General features: G+C 66.9%; 21 protein-coding genes. 14 read left to right on the top strand and 7 right to left on the bottom strand.

Features of this window, described 5'->3' with window-relative positions; translation table 11 throughout:
* Window positions 1-187: 187 nt before the first annotated feature.
* The 5 genes from AC1RRV_RS06950 (at window position 188) to AC1RRV_RS06930 (ending at window position 6,398) form a co-directional block, all read left to right on the top strand.
* Window positions 188-2,659: an FtsK/SpoIIIE family DNA translocase gene (locus tag AC1RRV_RS06950; protein ID WP_492858860.1), complete on the top strand. Its 2,472-nt coding sequence runs from the start codon at window positions 188-190 to the stop codon at window positions 2,657-2,659.
* A gap of 128 nt (window positions 2,660-2,787) precedes the next feature.
* Window positions 2,788-3,438 (top strand): outer-membrane lipoprotein carrier protein LolA, encoded by a 651-nt coding sequence (locus tag AC1RRV_RS06945; protein ID WP_492858859.1) that lies wholly within the window; start codon window positions 2,788-2,790, stop codon window positions 3,436-3,438.
* Between the two features lie 358 nt (window positions 3,439-3,796).
* Window positions 3,797-4,603 carry an exodeoxyribonuclease III gene (xth, locus tag AC1RRV_RS06940; RefSeq protein WP_492858857.1) on the top strand — a complete coding sequence of 269 codons (807 nt, stop codon included), beginning with the start codon at window positions 3,797-3,799 and terminating at the stop codon, window positions 4,601-4,603.
* 84 nt (window positions 4,604-4,687) lie between these two features.
* The gene (locus AC1RRV_RS06935) at window positions 4,688-5,110 is read left to right on the top strand and encodes a YciI family protein (protein WP_492858856.1); all 423 of its coding nucleotides are present in this window, start codon (window positions 4,688-4,690) and stop codon (window positions 5,108-5,110) included.
* A 16-nt stretch (window positions 5,111-5,126) separates the two neighbouring features.
* Window positions 5,127-6,398: an RNA polymerase sigma factor gene (locus AC1RRV_RS06930; protein ID WP_492858855.1), complete on the top strand. Its 1,272-nt coding sequence runs from the start codon at window positions 5,127-5,129 to the stop codon at window positions 6,396-6,398.
* 8 nt (window positions 6,399-6,406) lie between these two features.
* On the opposite strand, the gene dnaQ is transcribed toward AC1RRV_RS06930, so the two are convergent.
* Genes dnaQ through AC1RRV_RS06905 form a run of 5 tightly spaced genes read right to left on the bottom strand, consistent with a single transcriptional unit; the run spans window position 6,407 to window position 10,110 of the window.
* The gene (gene dnaQ / locus AC1RRV_RS06925) at window positions 6,407-7,120 is read right to left on the bottom strand and encodes a DNA polymerase III subunit epsilon (RefSeq protein ID WP_492858854.1); all 714 of its coding nucleotides are present in this window, start codon (window positions 7,118-7,120) and stop codon (window positions 6,407-6,409) included.
* A 31-nt stretch (window positions 7,121-7,151) separates the two neighbouring features.
* Window positions 7,152-7,751 (bottom strand): dephospho-CoA kinase, encoded by a 600-nt coding sequence (coaE, locus tag AC1RRV_RS06920; RefSeq protein ID WP_492858853.1) that lies wholly within the window; start codon window positions 7,749-7,751, stop codon window positions 7,152-7,154.
* Between the two features lie 3 nt (window positions 7,752-7,754).
* Window positions 7,755-8,612 (bottom strand): shikimate dehydrogenase, encoded by an 858-nt coding sequence (aroE, locus tag AC1RRV_RS06915; protein WP_492858852.1) that lies wholly within the window; start codon window positions 8,610-8,612, stop codon window positions 7,755-7,757.
* Window positions 8,609-9,208, bottom strand: a complete 600-nt coding sequence (locus tag AC1RRV_RS06910) for a Maf family protein (RefSeq protein ID WP_492858851.1) — start codon at window positions 9,206-9,208, stop codon at window positions 8,609-8,611. The genes aroE and AC1RRV_RS06910 overlap by 4 nt, the downstream gene beginning before the upstream one ends.
* Window positions 9,205-10,110 (bottom strand): pyruvate, water dikinase regulatory protein, encoded by a 906-nt coding sequence (locus AC1RRV_RS06905; RefSeq protein ID WP_492858849.1) that lies wholly within the window; start codon window positions 10,108-10,110, stop codon window positions 9,205-9,207. Before AC1RRV_RS06905 ends, AC1RRV_RS06910 begins: the two co-directional genes overlap by 4 nt.
* Before the next feature lie 446 nt (window positions 10,111-10,556).
* Here AC1RRV_RS06905 and hemE point away from each other — a divergent pair, with 446 nt between their 5' ends.
* From hemE to rho, 4 genes are all read left to right on the top strand, one after another.
* Window positions 10,557-11,600: a uroporphyrinogen decarboxylase gene (hemE, locus tag AC1RRV_RS06900; protein WP_492858848.1), complete on the top strand. Its 1,044-nt coding sequence runs from the start codon at window positions 10,557-10,559 to the stop codon at window positions 11,598-11,600.
* Window positions 11,597-12,634, top strand: a complete 1,038-nt coding sequence (hemH, locus tag AC1RRV_RS06895; protein ID WP_492858847.1) for a ferrochelatase — start codon at window positions 11,597-11,599, stop codon at window positions 12,632-12,634. The genes hemE and hemH overlap by 4 nt, the downstream gene beginning before the upstream one ends.
* Window positions 12,631-13,098 (top strand): CopD family protein, encoded by a 468-nt coding sequence (locus tag AC1RRV_RS06890; RefSeq protein ID WP_492858846.1) that lies wholly within the window; start codon window positions 12,631-12,633, stop codon window positions 13,096-13,098. The genes hemH and AC1RRV_RS06890 overlap by 4 nt, the downstream gene beginning before the upstream one ends.
* Window positions 13,099-13,359: 261 nt before the next feature.
* Window positions 13,360-14,784 (top strand): transcription termination factor Rho, encoded by a 1,425-nt coding sequence (gene rho, locus AC1RRV_RS06885; RefSeq protein ID WP_492858845.1) that lies wholly within the window; start codon window positions 13,360-13,362, stop codon window positions 14,782-14,784.
* Window positions 14,785-14,864: 80 nt separating this feature from the next.
* Here the strand turns inward: rho and AC1RRV_RS06880 are convergent, their stop codons facing one another.
* Together AC1RRV_RS06880 and AC1RRV_RS06875 are read right to left on the bottom strand one after the other, a co-directional pair.
* Window positions 14,865-15,830, bottom strand: coding sequence for a quinone oxidoreductase family protein (locus AC1RRV_RS06880; RefSeq protein ID WP_492858844.1), 966 nt, complete (start codon window positions 15,828-15,830; stop codon window positions 14,865-14,867).
* The gene (locus tag AC1RRV_RS06875; protein ID WP_492858843.1) at window positions 15,830-16,525 is read right to left on the bottom strand and encodes a dienelactone hydrolase family protein; all 696 of its coding nucleotides are present in this window, start codon (window positions 16,523-16,525) and stop codon (window positions 15,830-15,832) included. Before AC1RRV_RS06875 ends, AC1RRV_RS06880 begins: the two co-directional genes overlap by 1 nt.
* Before the next feature lie 125 nt (window positions 16,526-16,650).
* Here AC1RRV_RS06875 and AC1RRV_RS06870 point away from each other — a divergent pair, with 125 nt between their 5' ends.
* The 5 genes from AC1RRV_RS06870 to AC1RRV_RS06850 all read left to right on the top strand — a co-directional run bounded on the left by AC1RRV_RS06870 (window position 16,651) and on the right by AC1RRV_RS06850 (window position 21,697).
* Window positions 16,651-16,893 (top strand): DUF6489 family protein, encoded by a 243-nt coding sequence (locus AC1RRV_RS06870; RefSeq protein ID WP_492858842.1) that lies wholly within the window; start codon window positions 16,651-16,653, stop codon window positions 16,891-16,893.
* Window positions 16,894-16,896: 3 nt separating this feature from the next.
* Window positions 16,897-18,237, top strand: a complete 1,341-nt coding sequence (gene mnmE / locus AC1RRV_RS06865; RefSeq protein ID WP_492858841.1) for a tRNA uridine-5-carboxymethylaminomethyl(34) synthesis GTPase MnmE — start codon at window positions 16,897-16,899, stop codon at window positions 18,235-18,237.
* A 170-nt stretch (window positions 18,238-18,407) separates the two neighbouring features.
* Entirely contained in the window at window positions 18,408-20,264 is a 1,857-nt protein-coding gene (gene mnmG / locus AC1RRV_RS06860; RefSeq protein WP_492858840.1) for a tRNA uridine-5-carboxymethylaminomethyl(34) synthesis enzyme MnmG, read from the top strand.
* Entirely contained in the window at window positions 20,254-20,904 is a 651-nt protein-coding gene (gene rsmG / locus AC1RRV_RS06855; RefSeq protein ID WP_492858839.1) for a 16S rRNA (guanine(527)-N(7))-methyltransferase RsmG, read from the top strand. Before mnmG ends, rsmG begins: the two co-directional genes overlap by 11 nt.
* Window positions 20,894-21,697: a ParA family protein gene (locus AC1RRV_RS06850; protein WP_492858838.1), complete on the top strand. Its 804-nt coding sequence runs from the start codon at window positions 20,894-20,896 to the stop codon at window positions 21,695-21,697. Before rsmG ends, AC1RRV_RS06850 begins: the two co-directional genes overlap by 11 nt.
* Window positions 21,698-21,734: the final 37 nt, after the last annotated feature.

Below are 21,734 nucleotides of genomic sequence, written 5' to 3'. Positions count from 1 at the left end.
GGACCGTTTTGCATAATCCCTCATCCTGAGGTGTGAGCCGAAGGCGAGCCTCGAAGGACGCACGGCGCCTCCTGGCCTCCCCAGCGACATTCTGAATCGTTTCCTGACGAACGCCGTAAACGCCCCTTAACTCTCTTCGGGCACAACATCGCGGTTCGACCTGCTCTAGCGGGTCCAGAATACGAAGTTGAGTTCGGAGACTTTCATGGCGCGAGCCGCGCGGCGATCCACGACGGAGCTCCTCTGGGACGCGATCCGTTATGGCTGGGTCCAGCCCTGGACGGCCCGGTTCCGGGGCGGGATCGTCACCGTCATCGGGGCCGGCCTGCTGCTGGCCATCGCCACCTACAACGCCACCGACCCCAGCCTGAACGCCGTCTCGGGCGAGCCCGTGCGCAACGCCCTGGGCGCGCCGGGCGCGGCGATCTCCGACATGCTGATGCAATCTCTTGGCCTGTCGGCCTGGGGGGTCGCCTTGCTGCTGCTGGTCTTCGGCGTAACCCGCGTGGCCCAGGCCGACCCGGACGCCGAGCGCAAGGACCTGCGCCAGCGCGCCGTCGTCGGCTCGCTGGGCCTGCTGGCCCTGGCCGCCGCCCTGGCCGCGCCGCCGCCGCCCGCCATCTGGCAACTTGAAAAGGGCCTGGGCGGCTTCTGGGGCGACGCCCTGCTGCACATGGTCGCCAACGTCCTGCGCTTCGCCCACATTCCCGGCGCGACGATCATTTCCGCCGTCCTGTTCGCCATCGCCGCCATCATCGCCCTGGGCTTCGCCATCGGTGTGCGCGAGGTCGACCCCGACGCCATCCACACCGCCGTCAGCAACGCCCTGCAGCCGCGCGCCCGCCCCGGGCCGGAGCCCATGCCCGCTCCAACCGCCAAGCCGGCCCGCGCCCGGAAGGAAAAGACCGAAGCGCCGCCCAAGCGCGGCCTGCCGCCGCTGGAGGCGGAAGACGACGACGCCACGGTCGCGGCCCCGACCCCGATCTCCAACGAACGCGCCTACACCCCGCCGCCCGAGGTTCAGGACGAGGAAGACGAATTCGAGGACACGCTGGACGCTCGCCCGATGGCGATCGCCAAGCCCAAGGCCCCGCCCAAGGAGTCCGGCCGCGAAGCCCGCGAGCAGCAGAAGGCCTTCGCCTTCGACGAGGACGCCGGCTTCCAACTGCCCGAACTGGCCATGCTGGCCAAGGCCAAGCCGCGCTCGTCGGAAGTCGACGCCGCCGCCCTGCGCCAGAACGCCCGCCTGCTGGAAAGCGTGCTGGCCGAGTTCGGCGTGAAGGGCCAGATCGACCAGATCCGCCCCGGCCCCGTCGTCACCATGTACGAACTGGTGCCGGCCCCGGGCGTGAAGACCGCCCGCGTCGTGGCCCTGGCCGACGACATCGCCCGCTCGATGAGCGTGATCTCGTGTCGCGTGGCCGTGGCCCAGGGCCGCAACGCCATCGGCATCGAAATGCCCAACTCGCGCCGCGAGACCGTCTATCTGCGCGATCTGCTGTCGTCGTCCGACTACGAGAAGGCCAGCCAGATCCTGCCCATGGCCCTGGGCGAGACCATCGGCGGTGAGCCCTATATCGCCGACCTGGCCAAGATGCCCCACCTGCTGATCGCCGGCACCACCGGTTCGGGCAAGTCGGTCGGCGTCAACGCCATGATCCTGTCGATCCTGTACAAGCTGCCGCCCGAGAAGTGCCGCTTCATCATGATCGACCCGAAGATGCTGGAACTGTCGGTCTATGACGGCATCCCGCACCTGCTGGCCCCGGTCGTGACCGATCCGAAGAAAGCCGTCGTGGCCCTGAAGTGGACCGTCCGCGAGATGGAGGACCGCTATCGCCGCATGTCGAAGATCGGCGTGCGCAACATCGGCGGCTACAACGAAAAGGCCAACGAGGCCGCGGCCAAGGGCGAGCACTTCGAGCGCACCGTGCAGACGGGCTTCGACGACGCGGGCCGCCCGATCTACGAGACCGAGCAGATCCGCCCCGAGGCCATGCCCTATCTGGTCGTGGTCATCGACGAGGTCGCCGACCTGATGATGGTGGCCGGCAAAGACATCGAAGGCGCCGTCCAGCGCCTGGCCCAGATGGCCCGCGCCGCCGGCATCCACCTGATCATGGCTACCCAGCGCCCGTCGGTCGATGTCATCACCGGCACCATCAAGGCCAACTTCCCGACCCGGATCAGCTTCCAGGTCACCAGCAAGATCGACGCCCGCACCATCCTGGGCGAGCAGGGCGCCGAGCAGCTGCTGGGCCAGGGCGACATGCTGTACATGGCCGGCGGCGGTCGCATCACCCGCCTGCATGGCCCGTTCGTCTCGGACGGCGAAGTCGAGCAGGTCGCCAAGTTCCTGCGCGACCAGGGCATCCCCCAATATCTGGAGGAGGTCACCGCCGGCGGCGACGAGGAACAGGAAGAAGCCATCGAGGGCGCGTTCGCCGGCGAGGGCGGGGCCAACGACCTCTACGACCATGCCGTGGCCGTGGTCACCCGCGACCGCAAGGCCTCGACCAGCTACATCCAGCGCCGCCTGCAGATCGGCTACAACCGCGCCGCCTCGCTGATGGAGCGTATGGAAAAGGAAGGCGTCGTCGGCGCCGCCAACCACGCCGGCAAGCGCGAGATCCTGGCCCCGCCACCGCCGCCGATGTAGGCAACTCCGCTAGAGCTTGAGCGTTTCCTGACGCTCCAACCTGAACGGCGCTTCATCGGAGCGCCGGAAAATGGCCTCGCGACGGCCTTCGCGCTGGCCAAGGTTGGCGCTAAGGAGTCCGTATGAGCATGACCACACGCCGTATCCTGCTGGCGGCCGGCCTGGCCGCCGCCATGTCCGCAGCCATCCCCTTTGGCGCCCACGCCCAGAGCGCCAAGCCCGTGCCGGCCAGCCTCACCGCCGATCAGCAGGCGCTGTTGGACAAGGCCACGACCTATATCCAGGGCTTGTCCTCGGCCAAGGGCCGCTTCGTACAGACCGACCAGCGCGGGACGGTGACCCAAGGGACCTTCTACCTGCAGCGTCCGGGCAAGGCGCGGTTCGCCTATGATCCGCCAGCCGGCCTGCTGGTCGTGTCGAACGGCAACAACGTCAACATCTTCGACAGCCGGCTGAAGACCTATGAGAGCTATCCGCTCAGCAAGACGCCGCTGAACCTGCTGCTGGCCCGCGAGGTCCGCCTGGATCGCGGCGTGATCATCACCGACATTCGCCCGCTGGCCGACGGCTTCACGATCGTGGCCCAGGACGCCAAGCGCCAGGCGCTGGGCAAGATCTCGCTGGACTTCTCCAACAGCCCCGTCGGCCTGATGGGCTGGACCGTCACTGACATCAAGGGCGGCCAAATTCGCGTGCGCCTCAACGATTTCGCCGAGACGTCAGGCCTGGATCCCAAGCTGTTCGTGCTGACCGATCCCCGTCGCAAGGTCGGCAAGTAAGGTTCTACGTCAGGAATGTGACATAACGACAACAGGCAAGAATCAAACGCCACATCTCTTGACTTATGATTTTAAAGTGGCATATTTAACACGCATGGCGATGAGCGACCGACCCGCTCTTCGCGAACCGTGCCGGATCCTATCCCCTCCCGGCGGCGGCATGAGAGACTAGACTTTCGCCCCCGGACGCTAAGGCGTCCGGGGCGTTTTTCTTATGCGCCGGCCTCCGGCCGGCTGGGGGAGACACTCGGTGTACGGGGGCGTTTTTCTTTTTGGTGATCGGCCGCTGGCCGGAGGCTAGCCCTGACAGGCCGGCGTTTCCCTTTTCAGGGTCTGGCAAAGGCATTAGAGCGAGGCCATGCGCCTTCGTATCGCCACCTGGAACGTCAATTCCGTCCGCCTCCGCGCCGAGCAGGCCGCCCGTTTCGTCGACGAGCAGGCCCCGGACGTCCTGTGCATGCAGGAGATCAAGTGCCAGGAGGGCGAGTTCCCGCGCGAGGCCTTCGAGGCCATGGGCCTGCCGCACCTGAAGATCGCCGGCCAGAAGGGCTGGCACGGCGTGGCCATCGCCTCGCGCCTGCCGTTCGAGGACGTCCCGACCCTGATGAACTGCCGCGAGGGTCACGCCCGCTGCGTCGCGGTCAAGGTGGCCGGTGTCGACATCCAGAACTTCTACATCCCCGCCGGCGGCGACGTGCCCGACCGGGTCGCCAACCCGAAGTTCGACCACAAGCTCGACTTCTACGAGACCCTGACCGCCGCCCTGAAGAAGCGCGACCCCAAGGCGCCGCTGATCGTCACCGGCGACCTGAACATCGCCCCCGGCGAGAACGACGTCTGGAGCCATCGACAGATGCTGAAGGTCGTCAGCCATACGCCGGCCGAGCTCGAGGCCTTCGAGGCGCTGATGACCTCGATGAACTTTCTGGACCTGCCCCGCCTGGCCACGCCCGAGCCGGAAAAGCTGTTCTCGTGGTGGAGCTATCGCGCCGCCGACTTCCGCAAGTCCAACCGCGGCCTGCGCCTGGACCACATCCTGGCCAGCCCCGGTTTGCGCGAGGCGGCGCTCGTCAACGGCAAGGCCAGTTCGCGCGTTCACGACACCGTGCGGGAGTGGGAGCGCCCCAGCGACCACGCGCCCGTGACAGCGGATCTGAAAATTTAGCGGACAGGCTGTCGATCCCCGCGTCGCCCGTTCGTCATCAAGATATGAGGCCACTTCCGGCCCGATGATCAAAGGAGACGGACGATGCGCGTGATTGTGTTCGTGAAGGCGACCGAGGACAGCGAACGGGGCGCCATGCCGACGCCCGAGCTGATCGAAGCCATGGGCAAGTACAACGAGGAACTGGTCAACGCCGGTATCATGGTCGACGGCAACGGCTTGCGGCCTTCGGTACAGGGCAAGCGCGTCGCCTTCGACGGCGCGTCGCGCACCGTGATCGACGGCCCGTTCGCCGAGACCCGCGAACTGGTTTCCGGCTACTGGCTGTGGGAAGTGCGCGACATGGATGAGGCGGTGGCCTGGCTCAAGCGCTGCCCCAATCCCATGCCGGGCCCCAGCGAGATCGAGATCCGCCCGATCCTCGACATGTCCGACTTCGCCGAGGTCATGACGCCGGAACTGGAAGCGCTGCACCAGAGGACCCGCGACCGCCTGGCCGGTAACTGATCCGGCGCGGAACGGCATGGCGCCAGACGACACCCATCGAGCGATCGAGGCGGTCTTCCGCATCGAGCGGACCAGGCTCATCGCGGGCCTGGCCCGCGTGACCCGCAGTCTGGACCTGGCCGAAGAGCTGGCCCAGGACGCGCTGCTCGTCGCCCTGGCCGAATGGCCCAGGACAGGCGTGCCGGACAATCCGGCCGCCTGGCTGATGGCGGCCGCCCGGCGCCGCGCCATCGACCGCTTCCGACGCGACCGGATGCGGGAACGGAAACACGCGGAAATCGGCCACGGCCTCGAGGAGGCCGACGATTCCGCGATCGAGGCCATCGAGGCGGCCATGGACGACGATGTCGGCGACAATCTTCTGGGCCTGATCTTCACGGCCTGCCATCCGGCGATCTCGGCCGAGGCCCGCGCGGCCCTGACCCTGCGCTTGGTCGGCGGCCTGACCACCGACGAGATCGCCCGAGCCTTCCTGGCCAACGAGTCGGCTATCGCCCAGCGGATCGTTCGCGCCAAGCGCGCGATCGGCGAGGCGGGACTGGCCTTTGAAATTCCACGCGGCGCGGAGCGTGACGCGCGGCTCACGTCGGTGTTGCAGGTCGTCTACCTGATCTTCAACGAAGGCTATGCCGCCAGCGCCGGCGAGGATCTGATCCGGCCGACCTTGTGCGCCGAGGCCCAGCGACTGGGCCGCATCCTCGCGGGCCTCGCCCCGCATGAGCCCGAGGTCCATGGCTTGCTGGCCCTGATGGAGATCCAGGCCTCGCGCCTGACCGCCCGCACCGGGCCGGACGGAGGCTTCGTGCCGATCACCGAACAGAACCGCGCCCGTTGGGACCAGTTGCTGATCCGGCGAGGCCTGACCGCCCTGGCCAAGGCCGAGGCTTTGGGCGGCGCCGATGGACCCTATGCCCTGCAGGCCGCCCTGGCCGCTTGTCACGCTCGGGCCCGCAAGGCCGAGGACACCGACTGGCGCCGGATCGCCGGGCTGTACGACCGGCTAGGCCAAGTCATGCCGTCGCCCGTGGTCGAGCTGAACCGCGCCATCGCCCACGGCATGGCCTTCGGGCCCGAGGCTGGCCTCGCCCTGGTCGACGAGATCGCGGAAGCCGCGGCGCTGCGCAACTATGCGCCCTTGCCGGCGGCGAAAGGGGATCTGCTATACCGCGCCGGCCGGCTGCCCGAAGCCAAGGCCGCCTTCGACGCGGCCGCCGACCTCACCCGTAATGCGCGCGAGCGGGATTTCCTGCGAGCGCGCTCGGCGGCCTGCCTGCCGAGGGTCCACTAGAACGAAGCTCAGGCCTCGCCCGCGACCACGCCGGACTTGATCCACAGCGCTTGATCCTTGAGATTCTTGCGGATCCAGGCGGCATGGACCTCGCGCTCGGCGTCGGTCGAGCGCGGCGCGAGGGGACGAGGCCGCGCGCCGTACGAGCCTTGGATCGCCGCCGAAACCGCCATGGCCGATACCGCATGGGTCAGTTCCAGAGCGCGTTCCTTGCCGCCTTGAAGTTCCAGATAGACCTCGGCCAGCAGGTGGGCGTCGATCAGGGCGCCGTGCTTGTCGCGGCTTTCCAGGCTGATCTTGAACCGCTTACAGAGCGCGTCGAGCGAGTTGTACATGCCCGGAAAGCGCTTCTTGGCCATGGCCAGGGTGTCGACCCACTGGTCCTCATGGATCGGGGCGCGGCCGCACTTTTCCAGCTCGAAATTGACGAACGAGCGGTCGAAGGCGGCGTTGTGAGCCACGACGACGCTGTCGCCGACGAATTCGATGAAGCGTTCGGCGATCTCGTGAAACTTCGGCTTGCCGGTCAGGAAGGCGCCCGACAGGCCGTGAACCTTCTCGGCCTCGGCCGGCATGTCGCGCAGCGGGTCGCAATATTCGTGGAACGAGCGGCCGGTCGGCATGAAGTCGACCACCTCGATACAACCGATTTCGACCAGGCGGTCGCCCGTCTTCGGATCGAAGCCGGTGGTTTCGGTGTCGAGGATGATTTCCCGGGCCATGACCCTTCAATGAAGCCGTTCGTGGCCGGCTTCAAGCGGAGCCGGGAGTTCTCAACAGAGTCAGAAGGTCGCGGACCTGTTGCCGGGCATGGTCCAGGCCCTGGCCCGTATCGACGACGAAATCGGCGCGGGCCCGCTTTTCGGTGTCGGGCAGCTGACGGGCCAGGATCGCCTCGAACTTTTCCGGCGTCATGTCAGGGCGAGCCAGGACGCGCTGGCGCTGGACGTCGGCCGGAGCCGAAACCACCACGACCTTGTCGACCTTCTTCTCGCCGCCGGTCTCGAACAGCAGGGGGATGTCGAGCACGACGATGTCGCAGCCCTTGGCCTCCGCCGCCGCGAAGAAGCCGATGCGATCGGCGCCGACCAGTGGGTGGACGATGGCTTCCAGCTTGGCCAGGGCCTCGGATTTTCCGACCACGGCGGCGCTGAGCTTGGCGCGGTCGATCGCGCCGTTCACGACCACGCCTGGAAAAGCCGCCTCGACCGGGGCCACCGCGGCGCCGCCGGTGGCGTAAAGGGCATGGACCGCCGCGTCGGAGTCGTAGACCGGAACCCCCTCGGCCTGGAACATCGCCGACGTCGTCGACTTGCCCATGCCGATCGAGCCGGTGAGACCGAGGATCAGCATGGCCTAGGCTTCACCCAGAATGCGCAGCAGCATGCCGCGCACGTCCACCTGAGCCGGCGGCGTGACTCCATACATCCGCTCGAAGGTGGGGACCGCCTGGCGCAGCAGCATTTCGAGGCCGTCGACCGTGCGCCGACCAGCGGCATCGGCGCGGCGCAGGAACTCGGTGCGCAGCGGCTTGTAGACCATGTCCATGACCACGGCCGTTTCGGGCGTCAGGGTCAGGTCGGCTTCCGGACCCGCGCCGCCGCCCAGACCGAGCGAGGTGGCGTTGATGACAAGACCCGCATCAACCAGCAGGGTGGGGAGATCGGACTCACCGGCCGCGACGACCTTGTCGCCGAACGCCTCGACCAGCTCCTGGGCGCGGGCCACGGTGCGGTTGACGATCCGGACCTGGGGCGCACCGGCCAGCAGCAAGGCGGCGGTGGCCCCGCGCGCCGCGCCGCCGGCCCCGAGGATCACCACCGGCGCGGCCGCGACGTCGAAGCCCGTGGCCTGCGCGGCAATCGCGCCCAGCAGACCCGGTCCGTCGGTGTTGTCGGCATGGATCGAGCCGTCGGCCTCGAAAATCAGAAGGTTCGCCGCCCCGGCCATCCTGGCCAGGTCGCTGGCGTGGTCGGCGACGGCAAGCGCTCGTTCCTTGAACGGGATCGTGACGTTCAGCCCCCGGATCGCCCCGCCCCGGAAACCGTTCACGAAGGTCTCGAAACCCTCGACGCTCGGCGCGAACGGCACATAGGCCGCATCCAGCCCGGCCGCGTGGATCCAGGCATTGTGGATCAGCGGGCTCATCGAATGCCTGATCGGCGCGCCGCAGACGCCGCCGATGATGGCGGCCCCCGAGATGGTCGAACTCATGTGGCGAGAGCCCCGTGAAGACGCAGGAAGTCGAGCAGGCCGATCAGCGGCAGGCCCAGTATGGTGAAATAGTCGCCGTCGACCTTGTCGAACAGCTGCACGCCCTCGCTCTCCAGCTCGTAGCAGCCGACCGACCACAGCAGGGCCTCGCCGCGCTTCTCTATGTACTGGTCGAGCCAGGCCTCGCTGAACGGACGCACCGACAGCTTGGCGCTTTCGACGATCCGCCAGATCGGCCGGCCATCGCGGGCCACCACCACGGCCGAGTGCAGCTTGTGAGTCGTGCCGCGCAGTCCCAGCAGGCGGGCGCGGGCTTCCTCCAGCGAGTCGGCCTTGTCGATCAGCCGGCCGCCCAGGTCGAGTGTCTGATCGGCGCCGATCACCAGGCCCGGCCGCTTCGTGGAAACCTTGACCGCCTTCATCTCGGCGAGCGCGTCGGCGATGTCGCGCGGCGTAACCTCTTCCGCCAGCAACGAAGCCTTGGCGGCCTCCTCGTCGACACCGGGGCTGACCGCCTCGAAGGCGACCCCGGCGTTCTTGAGGATCATCTGCCGGGCGGAACTCTTCGACGCCAGGGTTACAGGGGTCAAACTCATCCGATGACCTCGACCTTGCCGCGGCCGCCAGACAGCAGGTTGATGATCGCCGCCGCCGTCTCCTCGACCGAGCGGCGGGTGATATCGATAACCGGCCAGTTCATCCGCTCGAACAGGCGGCGGGCGGCGATGATCTCCTGGCGCACGGCGTCGCCGTCGACATAGTCGCTCTCGCGCGTCTCTTTCAAAGAGAGCAGGCGGTTGCGGCGGATCTGGATCAGGCGGTCGGGCGAGGTGATCAGGCCGACGATCAAGGTGCCCTTCAGTTCGAACAGCTCGGGCGGCGGTGGCCGGCCCGGCACCAGCGGCACATTGGCGGCGCGCACGCCCCGGTGAGCCAGATAGATGCAGGTGGGGGTTTTGGAGGTCCGCGACACGCCGACCAGGATCACGTCGGCCTGGGTCAGGTCCTGGCCGCCCTGGCCGTCGTCGTGGGCGATGGCGTAGTCCAGGGCCTCGATGCGATCGAAATAGTCATTGGTTAGGGCGTGCTGGGCCCCGACCCGGGTCGAGATCCGCGCGCCCAGATAGCGCGACATGGCGCTGATCACCGGGTCCAGCGCGGCGATGCAGGGCATCTCCAGCTTGCGGCAGCCTTCTTCCAGCGCCGCGCGCAAGCCTGGATCGACGATCGTATGCATGACGACACCCGGCGCGCCGGCGATCTCTTCCAGCGCCCGATCCAGCTGACGGGTGGAACGAACCAGCGCGTAGATGTGTTCGATGGGCAGGATGTCGGTGAAACGAGCGCAGACGGCGCGCGCCATCGCGTTAAGCGTCTCGCCCGTGGAGTCGGACACCAGGTGGATATGGAAGTAGGTGGCGAAGCGCGGCGGCAGCCGTTCTCCGTCCCCCTGAGCCAGACTCTCCTGTGGATCATCCGTTAACGGTTGCTTAACCACTTGTCCTGCCTCTGGGGACGCCCGGGCGCCGAATGGCCCTCAAGGCGTCGTGACATGGCGCCGCTGTGATAAACGGTCGCATTGCTCGCGTACCATCCCCAGGCTCACCCTGCATCCCCAGAACTCTGAATCCCGGCTGTCCCAAGCTCGGGAAAGAGTCCCGTGACGGGTCTTTCACCCACGGTCGGGTATTAAGAATTCATTAAGACCTTCAAGGCCCTGCGAGACCGTCCACATTATTAACAAAGCCTTAACCACATGTGGGAAGGCCTGTTGGCAATGGCGGATCTCGTGTGGGAGTCGCTCGCCTCCGAGGCGTTTTCCCCACTGTGCAGTTGTCCTCCAACACCCTCCATCCTTCTTAAATTCTTATTAAGAAATGATAGAAAGGTCTTAGGGACCTTACGGACTTGAGCCCGAGCTCAGGCCGGGCTTTAACCCGAGCCATGACGTCCTCGGCCCAGACTCCCAAATTTCTCTCCGCGCTTTCGGGCGAGAGCCAAGCGAACCCTCCGATCTGGTTCATGCGGCAGGCTGGGCGGTATCTGCCCGAGTACCGAGCGGTGCGGGCGACGGCGCCGGACTTCATCAGCTTCTGCTTCGATCCGGAGAAGGCCGCCGAGGTCACGCTTCAACCGATGCGGCGGTTTCCGTACGACGCCGCCATCGTCTTCGCCGACATCCTGCTGATCCCGGGCGCCCTGGGCCAGAAGGTCTGGTTCGAGGCCGGCGAAGGCCCGAAGCTAGGCGAAATGCCGTCGATCGAGTCCATGGCCGAAAAGGCCGGGGAGGCGGGCAAGGCCCTGTCGCTCATCGGGGAGACGCTGACCCGGGTTCGTTCGGCGCTTGATCCGGAGAAGGCCCTGATCGGCTTCGCCGGCGCGCCCTGGACCGTGGCGACCTACATGATCGAAGGCGGCTCCAGCGATCGCAGCGGCGCCCGGACCTACGCCTACCAGAACCCCGAGAAGCTGGACGCCCTGATCCAAGTGCTGGTCGACTCGACCATCGACTACCTGGCCATGCAGGCGGGCGCCGGGGCCCAGGCCGTGAAGCTGTTCGAGAGCTGGGCCGAGGGTCTGTCGGAGCCCTTGTTCGACCGCCTGGTCACCCAGCCGCATATCCGGATCATCGAAGGCCTGCGGGCGCGGGGCGTCACCGTGCCGATCATCGGTTTCCCGCGTGGGGCAGGGACACTAGTCGAAGACTACGCGGCCAAGGTCCCGGTGCAAGGCGTGGCGCTCGATACGTCGGCGTCCGCCAAGCTGGGCCAATCGATCCAGAAGACCAAGACCATCCAGGGCGCGCTGGATCCGCTGCTGCTGCGGGCTGGCGGCGATGCGCTGCTGAAGCGTGTCGACGAGCTGCTGGAACAGTGGAACCAGGGTCCCTACATCTTCAACCTGGGTCACGGCATCCTGCCCGACACTCCGATCGCCCACGTCGAGGCGGTGCTGGAGCGAGTGACCGGCCAGAAGGTTGTGAAGTGAGCAGGAAGCTCGCGGTCGTTCTTTTCAACCTGGGCGGGCCGGACGGCCAGGAGGCGGTTCGGCCGTTCCTGTTCAACCTGTTCCGCGATCCAGCGATCATCGGCCTGCCGGCGATCTTTCGCTATCCGCTGGCGGCGCTGATCTCGAGCCGGCGCGAGAAATCCGCCCAGGCCAACTACGCGATCATGGGTGGCGGCTCGCCGTTGCTGCCTGAAACGGAAAAGCAGGCCAAAGCGCTGGAGGCCGAGTTGACCGCCGCGCTGGCGGACGTCGAAGCCAAGTGCTTCATCGCCATGCGCTACTGGAACCCGCTGACCGATGAGACCGCCAAGGCGGTGGCGGCGTTCGCGCCGGACGAGGTCGTGCTGCTGCCGCTCTATCCGCAGTTTTCGGCGACCACGACGGGATCTTCGCTGAAGGCTTGGCGTGAGGCCTATAAGGGGTCGGGGCGCGAAACGACCGTCTGCTGCTATCCGACGGAAGAGGGCCTGGTCTCGGCCCATGCCCGCCTGATCCGAGAAACCTGGGAGAAGGCCGGTTCGCCGACGAACGTGCGCCTGCTGTTCTCGGCCCATGGTTTGCCCGAGAAGGTGATCCTGGGCGGCGACCCGTATCAGAAGCAGATCGAGGCCACGGCCTCGGCGGTGGCGGCGAAGCTGCCGAGCGACCTGGACTGGACCGTCTGCTACCAGAGCCGGGTCGGGCCGATGAAGTGGATCGGCCCCTCGACCGACGACGAGATCCGCCGGGCGGGTGTCGACGGCAAGGGCGTGATCGTCACCCCGATCGCCTTTGTCTCGGAGCACGTCGAGACCCTGGTAGAGCTGGACCACGAATATGCCGAGCTGGCCCAGGAGGTCGGGGTCGCCCCCTATCTCCGCGTGCCGGCTCTGGGCACGGCGCCGGAGTTCATCAGTGGTCTGGCGGGCCTGGTGAGCAGCGTGCTGGGCGCCAGCGGGCTAAAGCCTGGTTCGTCTTGGCGCTGTGAGCCCGACGGGTCCAACTGTCCGTGTAGAAAGAGAGCCTCGGCGTGATCGATTTCCTGGTGGCGCACTTCAACCTGGTGCGCGGTCTGCACATCCTGTCGGTCATCGCCTTCATGGCCGGATTGCTCTACCTGCCGCGCCTCTACGTCTATCACACCCAGGCCACGCCGGGCTCGGAGATGGACGAGACCTTCAAGGTCATGGAGCGCCGTCTGCTGCGCGGGATCATCAACCCGGCCTCGATCGCGACTTTCGTGTTCGGCGTGGGCCTGATCCTGGCCGATGGCCAGATCCGCGGCTGGGACTTCCTGGCCCAGCCCTGGATGATCACCAAGCTGGTCGCCCTGGTCGGCCTCTATGGCTGGCACGGCTTCCTCTCGGCCTCGCGCAGGAAGTTCGAGCGGGGTCAGAACACCCGCTCCGAAAAGTTCTGGCGGGCGACCAACGAGATCCCGTTCGTTCTGGCGATCGTCATCGTCATCTCGGTGACGACCAAGTTCCTGAACAACTGAGACCGAGCGGGTATGACCGGCGGCGCTTGACCCGCCGGTCCCCGCGTGGTTTGCATCCAAGAGGTTCGGAGTTTCCGAACTTTCTCTTCACGGACCGGCGCCCGTCCTGGCGCGCCCCGCGAGCGACACCGCTCCAAGGTCCGTCCCCCTAACGATCCGCGTCATCGTCAATCGACGCGCTCGCTGGCCTGTCCGGCGTGACCCATGAATTCTACCGGCCGGACTCCGTCGTGGAGACCGCGCCCTGACTTGAGTCTTGTCATGACCGAAGAAACCGAAAACGAAATCTCGGCCGCCGAAGAGGCGACCACCGAAGAGCTGGTCGATACGACCGCCGACGCCAGCGCTGACGCCGCCGAGGCCGACGGCGAAGGCGACGACGAGGGCTCCGACATCGCCGCGACCGTCGCGGCGCTGGGCCTCAAATCCATGTCCCTGCAGGAGCTGAAGGAGAAAACTCCGGCCGACCTGCTGGCGTTCGCCGAGACCTTCGAGGTCGAGAACGCCAACTCCATGCGCAAGCAGGACATGATGTTCGCGATCCTGAAGACCCTCGCCGAAGAAGGCGTGGAGATCTCGGGGTCGGGCACCATGGAAGTGCTGCAGGACGGCTTCGGCTTCCTGCGCTCGCCGGAAGCCAACTACCTGCCGGGTCCGGACGATATCTACGTCTCGCCCTCGCAGATCCGGAAGTATGGCCTGCGCACCGGCGACAGCGTCGACGGCGCCATCCGCTCACCGCGGGAAGGCGAGCGCTACTTCGCCCTGACGAGCGTGGCCAAGATCAATTTCGAGGCCCCGGACAACGTCAAGCACAAGATCCACTTCGACAATCTGACGCCGCTCTATCCCGAAGAGCGCCTGAACATGGAACTGCCCGATCCGACCATCAAGGATCGCTCGGGCCGCGTCATCGATATCGTCGCTCCGCTCGGCAAGGGCCAGCGCTGCCTGATCGTCGCCCCGCCGCGCGTGGGTAAGACGGTCATGCTGCAGAACATCGCCAAGTCGATCGAGACCAACCACCCCGAGTGCTACCTGATCGTCCTGCTGATCGACGAGCGGCCGGAAGAAGTCACCGACATGCAGCGCACGGTGAAGGGCGAGGTTATCGCCTCGACCTTCGACGAGCCGGCGACCCGCCACGTCCAGGTGGCCGAGATGGTCATCGAAAAGGCCAAGCGCCTGGTCGAGCACAAGCGCGACGTCGTCATCCTGCTGGACTCGGTGACCCGTCTGGGCCGCGCCTACAACACCACGGTCCCGTCGTCGGGCAAGGTGCTGACCGGCGGTGTCGACGCCAACGCCCTGCAGCGCCCGAAGCGCTTCTTCGGCGCGGCGCGCAACGTCGAGGAGGGCGGTTCGCTCTCGATCATCGCGACGGCCCTGATCGACACCGGCAGCCGCATGGACGAAGTGATCTTCGAAGAGTTCAAGGGCACCGGTAACTCGGAAATCGTCCTGGACCGCAAGGTCGCGGACAAGCGCATCTTCCCGGCGATCGACGTGCTCAAGTCGGGCACCCGCAAGGAAGAGCTCATCACGCCGCGCGACCAGCTGCAGAAGACCTACGTCCTGCGCCGCATCCTCAACCCGATGGGCGCGTCGGACGCGATCGAGTTCCTGCTGGAAAAGCTGCGTCAGTCGAAGACGAACGGCGACTTCTTCCAGTCGATGAACACCTGAGTCCAGACGGACTCATACCTGTACGAGAAAGGCGCCGGTGCTACCCGGCGCCTTTTTTGTTGGTCGTACCGGGCTAGGCCCTACGGGATGAGCAGGGTGGCGCCGGTCGTACGCCGGCCCTCCAGCGCTTCGTGCGCGGCGCGGGCCTCGCCCAGCGGGAAGGTCTGGCCGATGTCGATCTTCACCGCGCCCGAGCCGAGAACCGCGAACAAGGCTTCGGCGCTCTCGTCCAATTCCTCGGTCGTGACGATGTAGTCGAACAGACGAGGACGGGTGACGAAGGCCGACTTGGCGCCCAGCTCCAGCGGCGCGAAGGGTGGGACCGGGCCCGAGGCGTTGCCAAAGGTGACCAGCACGCCGCGCCGGGCCAGGCTCTTGAGGCTGGCGGCCCAGGTGTCCTTGCCGACACCGTCATAGACCACGGCCACGCCCTGGCCGCCGGTGATCTCGCCGACCCGGGCGGCGACGTCTTCATGACTATAGTCGATGACGTAATCCGCCCCGAGCTCGCGGGCGATGGCGGCCTTGGCCTCGGAGCCAACCGTGGCGATGACGATCGCGCCGAGAGCCCTGCACCACTGGACCAGGATTTGGCCCACGCCGCCGGCGGCCGCGTGGATCAGGACGGTGTCGCCGTGTTTCACGTGGAAACACCGGCGGACCAGGAACTCGGCGGTCATCCCCTTGAGCAGCGCCGCTGCGGCGGTCTCCACGCTGACGCCGTCGGGGACCTTCACCGCGCGCTCGGCGGGCACGACCGCCGCCTCGGCATAGGCGCCCATGGTCCCGTTGTAGGCGACGCGGTCACCGATCTGGAACCGGGTGACCCCGTCGCCGATCGCCTCGACCACGCCGGCCGCCTCGAGCCCGATCACGATCGGCATCTTCAGGGGATAGAGGCCCGAGCGATGATAGGTGTCGATATAGTTCAGTCCGACCGCCTGATGGCGGATCAGAATCTGGCCGGCGACGGGCGAGGGGCGGTCGAGCTCGACGGCCTCCAGAACCTCGGGACCACCGGTGCGAACGGCCTGGATCGCCAGCATCAGAGGAGTTCCTTCTGGAAGAAGGTCAGGCTGCGACCGTTGGCCTTGGCGGCGTCGGCGGCGTCAAAGTGCGCGCCCCCTTCCCGGGCGAACGCGTGATCGCGGCCGGCATAGGTATGGATCGCGATCTGAGGGTGATCCTTCAGGGCGTTCAGGATGACCTGCTGCGCTTCCGGCGGCACGAACTGGTCCTTCTCGGCCACGTGCATCAGCAGCGGCTTGTTCAGCTTCTCGGCCTCGCCGACATGCTTCTCGATGCCGACGCCATAGTACGAGATCGAAGCGTCGACGTCGGTGCGGGTCGCGGTCAGGAAGGCCAGCAGGCCGCCCAGGCAATAGCCGACCGCGCCGACCTTGCCGTTGACGCCCTGCAGCTTGCGGACGACCGCGAGGGTCGCGGCGATGTCGCCGACGCCGGCGTCCACGTCGAACGCATTGAACAGTTCGAAGGCCCGCTTCCACTCGGCTTCGGACTGGTCGGTGATGTCGATGCCAGGCTCGATCCGCCAGAACAGGTCGGGACAGACGGCGACGAAGCCCTGGGCGGCCAGGCCGTCGCAGATATCGCGCATCACCTTGTTGACGCCGAAGATCTCCTGGATCACGACGACGGCCGGGGCGACCTCTGCCTGAGGGCGCGCCACATAGGCTGAAAAGGCGCCGTCAGGCGTGGTGATCGTGAGGGTCTCGCTCATCGGGGCTCTCCGTCGCTTTCGGGTCCCGAAATTCAGGACAATGTGACTTTCGACCAAAGCGCTCTAACCTGCGCCGACGGGCCACGCCCATAACAATATCGTGCCCTGACCGAAGGGAACTTCCGATGAAGATGACGATCGAGATCGACTGCACCCCTGTCGAGGCGAGGACCTTTCTGGGCCTGCCGGACGTCAGCGCCTTGAACGACCATCTGGTCAAGGAGATGCAGACCCGGATGGACGCCAACATGGCGATGCTGGCGCCCGAGGAGCTGATGAAGAACTGGATGGCGTTCGGGGCCGGGGCCCAGGAGCAGTTCCGCAAACTGATGACGGCGGCGGCCGGCGCGGCTGTCGGGAAGCCCTAACGCATGACGGACACGATCTTCGCCCTGGCCACGGCGGCCGGGCGAGCGGCGGTGGCCGTGGTGCGCGTCTCGGGTCCGGCGACCCTGTCGATCGTCGAAGCGCTATGCGGCACGGCGCCGGCCCCACGCCTGGCGGCCCTTCGCAGGCTGCGCCACCAGGGGGCCGAGTTGGACGAGGCCTTGGTCCTGAGGTTCGTGGGCCCGGCCAGCTACACCGGCGAGGACAGCGCGGAGTTCCATGTGCACGGCGGCCGAGCCGTCGTCGAGGTCCTGCTGTCGGCGCTGGTCGAGCTGGGCCTTCGCCTGGCCGAGCCTGGCGAGTTCACCCGGCGCGCCTTCGAGAACGGCAAGTTGGACTTGGCCCAGGCCGAGGGTGTCGCCGACCTGATCGACGCCGAGACCGAGGCCCAGCGCAAGCAAGCGCTGGGACAGGTCGGCGGAGCGCTGAGCCAGCGCTACGACCGCTGGCGCGACCTGTTGGTCCAGTCTCTGGCCATGCTGGAGGCGGCGGTCGACTTTCCCGACGAGGACTTGCCGGAAGAGGTCGCGGAGCGCGCGCGTCCGGGCCTTCGGACCTTGAGCGCCGAACTCGACGCGGCTTTGGCCGACGTGTCCCGTGGTCGCCGTGTGAGGGACGGGTTCCGCATCGCGCTGGTTGGCGCGCCGAACGCCGGCAAGAGCACCTTGCTGAATGGGTTGGTGGAGCGCGACGCGGCCATCGTCACGGACACGCCCGGCACTACTCGGGACGTCATAGAGATCCCTCTGGTGCTGGGCGGCTACAAGATCCTGATCGCCGACACGGCGGGAATTCGGGAAACGGCCGACGCCATCGAGGCGGAGGGCGTCCGCCGGGCGCGGGCCTGGGCTGAAGAAGCCGATCTAAGACTTTGGGTTGTCGACGGGTTTCACGTGAAACATGCGGTGGAGCTCGAAGCCGCTCCGCGATCGGGGGACTGGCTGATCCTGAACAAGGCAGACATCGCGGATAGTGCTGAGCTGGATGTAGCCCAGTCATACTGGGCGGACAGAGGGCTGAATGCCGTACGCCTATCCGCCAAGTCGGACGATGCGGTGAGCGCGCTGCGGGGCGCTCTGGCCGATCATGTCGCGGACGCCTTGTCCGGAGCGGAGTTTCCGGCCGCGACACGGCTACGCCATGCGGAACGGCTTACGGAGGCCCGGGGCTACCTGGCCCGCGCGCTATCTGAAGTGGGGCTGGAAGTGGAATTGGCGGCCGAGGATGTTCGACTGGCGGCGCGCGCCCTGGAGAAGATCACCGGTCGGGTCGATCCCGAGGACGTGCTGGGCCGCGTCTTTTCGACGTTCTGCATCGGCAAATAGTGTTCCACGTGAAAACCGCCCCCATATTGTCCACAGCACGCTCACAGCTGCGGCGGGGGTGTTTCACGTGAAACGCCTTTGAGTCACATCGACCGCCTCGGCTGATTGGCGTATATGTCGAGTCCAGCGCCCCCGCTCGTTTCGGGGGCGTTCGCATTGAGGCGAGTTCGTTGTCCAACACCTGGGATGTCATTGTCATCGGCGGCGGTCACGCCGGCTGCGAGGCGGCTGCCGCCTCGGCGCGCACTGGCGCGCGCACCCTGCTGCTGACCCACAAGCTTGAAACCATCGGTGAGATGTCCTGCAACCCGGCCATTGGCGGCCTGGGTAAGGGCCATCTCGTGCGCGAGATCGACGCCCTGGACGGGGTGATGGGCCGCGTGGCTGACAAGGGCGGCATCCAGTTCCGGATGCTGAACCGCTCCAAGGGGCCGGCCGTTCGCGGTCCGCGCGCTCAGATTGACCGCAAGCTCTATCGCGAGGCGATGCAGGCCGAGCTGGCCGCCACGGCGAACCTCGAGATCATCGCCGCGGCCGCCGAAGACCTGATCGTCGAGGACGGAAAGGTCACCGGCGCCGTTGACGGGGAAGGGCGGTCCTACCGCGCTTCACGTGTCGTCCTGACGACGGGCACGTTCCTGAAGGGTTTGATCCATCTGGGAGAGACCCGGATCCCGGCCGGCCGCGTGGGCGACCAGCCCTCGATCGGCCTGTCGGATCGGCTCTACGGCCTGGGCTTCCACATGGGCCGGTTGAAGACCGGCACGCCCGCCCGCCTGGACGGCGCGACCATCGCCTGGGACCGGCTGGAGATGCAGCCGGGCGACGACCAACCTGTGCCGTTCTCGTTCCTGAACGACCGGATCGAGACGCCGCAGATCGCGTGCGGCATCACCTTCACGACGGCCGAGACCCACCAGATCATCGCCGACCGGCTCGGGGAGTCCGCCGTCTATGGCGGGCGGGCCACGGGGATCGGCCCGCGCTATTGCCCGTCGATCGAGGACAAGGTTGTCCGCTTCGCCGACAAGACCAGTCACCAGGTGTTCCTGGAGCCGGAAGGTCTGGACGACACGACGGTCTATCCGAACGGTATTTCGACGTCGGTCTCGGAAGAGACGCAGCTGCTGTTCCTGCGCACCATCCCCGGCCTGGAGGCCGTCGAGGTCAAGCGCTACGGCTACGCCATCGAGTACGACTACGTCGATCCGCGGGAACTCTACGCCACGTTGGAGACCAAGCGGCTGCCGGGTCTGTACCTGGCCGGGCAGATCAACGGCACGACGGGCTATGAAGAGGCGGGGGCCCAAGGCCTGGTCGCAGGCCTGAACGCGGCCTTGGCCACGCAGGGCAGGGAGCCGGCCGTCTTCGCGCGCGACGAAGCCTATATCGGGGTGATGATCGATGACCTGGTTACACGGGGCGTCACCGAACCCTATCGCATGTTCACCAGCCGGGCCGAGTTTCGCCTGACCCTGCGCGCCGACAATGCCGACCAGCGCCTGACCGATCGCGGGATCGAGCTGGGCGTGGTCGGTGAGCGCCGCTCCGCAGCCTGGGCCGAGAAGAAGGCGCGACTGGAAGCGGCGCGCACTTTCGCCCGCTCTGTCACCCTGACCCCGAACGAGGCCGTGAAGGCTGGCTTCAAGGTCAACAGTGACGGCGTGCGGCGCGACCTGTTCGCCATGCTGGCCTATCCGGATGTGTCGCTGGACGACCTTGGCGCCGTATGGCCCGAGGTTTTCACGTGGAACACCGACGTTCGCGAGCAGATCGAAATCGAAGCGGCCTATGCCGGCTACCTCGACCGCCAGCGCGCCGACGCCGAGTCGTTGCGCAAGGACGAGGACCTGCGCCTGCCGCGTGACCTGGATTACGCCGAGATCGGCAGTCTCTCGAACGAGGTGCGCGAGAAGCTGGCGCGCGTGCGCCCGCTGACCCTGGGCCAGGCGGCGCGGATCGAAGGCGTGACCCCGGGGGCGCTGACGGCGCTTCTGGCCCACGTGAGGCGCAGCCGTGCAGCCTGAGGCCGTTATCGTTTCCGAACCGGTGCTGGACGCGGCGGGCTATCAGGCCCTGACCGGCGCCAGTGACGCACAGATCGCCGATCTGACGCGCTTCCAGGACCTGCTGGCCGAATGGAACGAGGTGATGAACCTCGTCGGCCCGATGACCATCGCCACCTATTGGACCCGCCACGTGCTGGACAGCTCGCAGCTGCTGGCCATGGCCCCCGGCGCCCTGACCTGGGCCGACCTCGGGGCCGGCGCTGGTCTGCCCGGCGTCGTGCTGGCCATACTGCTGAAGGGCGAGGAGGGGGCCAAGGTCCACCTGGTCGAGAGCATGGCGAAGCGCTGTCGCTTCCTCGAAGTCGCGGCCAAGGACCTCGACCTGCCGGTCGAAATCCACAACTGCCGCGCCGAGGACCTCAAACTGAAGGTCGACGTCGTCACCGCGCGAGCCTGCGCGCCGATGACCAAGCTTCTGGGCTTTGCCGAACCCTATCTGCACCGGGGCGCGACCGGTCTGTTCCTGAAGGGACAGGACGTGGCGGCCGAGCTGACCGAGGCCTCCCGCGCCTGGAAGTTCGCCAGTGATCTAAGACCCAGTCAAAGCGACCCTCGCGGTCGGATCGTTCAAGTGAAGAGGCTTTCCCGTGTCCGCTAATCCTCTCCGCGTCCTGGCCATCGCCAACCAGAAGGGCGGCGTCGGCAAGACCACGACCGCCATCAACCTGGGCACAGCCCTGGCGGCTTGCGGCGAGCGCGTGCTGCTGATCGACGCCGACCCGCAAGGCAACTGTTCGACGGGTCTGGGTATCGGCCGCACCGCGCGCCGGACCACGCTGTATGACGTGCTGATGGGCGAGTCCCCGGTGGTCGACGCCGCGGTGAGGACCGAACTACCTGGCCTGGACGTCATACCGGCCGACGCCGACCTGTCGGGCGTCGAGATCGAACTGGGTCAGACCGCGCGCCGGTCCTACCGTCTGCGCGACGCCCTGGAGCCCATCCGCGCCAATGGGCCCTACACCTATGTGCTGATCGACTGCCCGCCGTCACTGAATGTGTTGACCGTCAACGCCATGACCGCCGCCGACGCGGTGTTCGTGCCGCTGCAGTGCGAGTTCTTCGCCCTGGAAGGCCTGACCCAGCTGATGCGGACGATCGAACGCGTGCGTGGCAGCCTCAATCCGCGCCTGGAAATCCAGGGCGTGGTGCTGACCATGTACGACCGCCGCAACAGCCTGTCGGAGCAGGTGGCCAGCGACGTCCGCGCCCACTTCGGCGACAAGGTCTATGACGCGGTCATTCCCCGTAACGTCCGCGTCTCGGAGGCGCCGTCGTTCGGCAAGCCCGTGCTGCTGTACGACCTGAAGTGCGCGGGCAGCCAAGCCTATCTGAAGCTGGCGCGCGAGGTGATCAGCCGCGAGCGTGATCGCCAGGCCAAAGCTGCCTGACTTCGGGCCGTCTGACCGAGTTCTTGAGTACCGAACC

This window comes from Caulobacter sp. GW821-FHT11E10, assembly GCF_058808375.1.
This window is presented reverse-complemented; position numbering and strand designations above follow the sequence as displayed.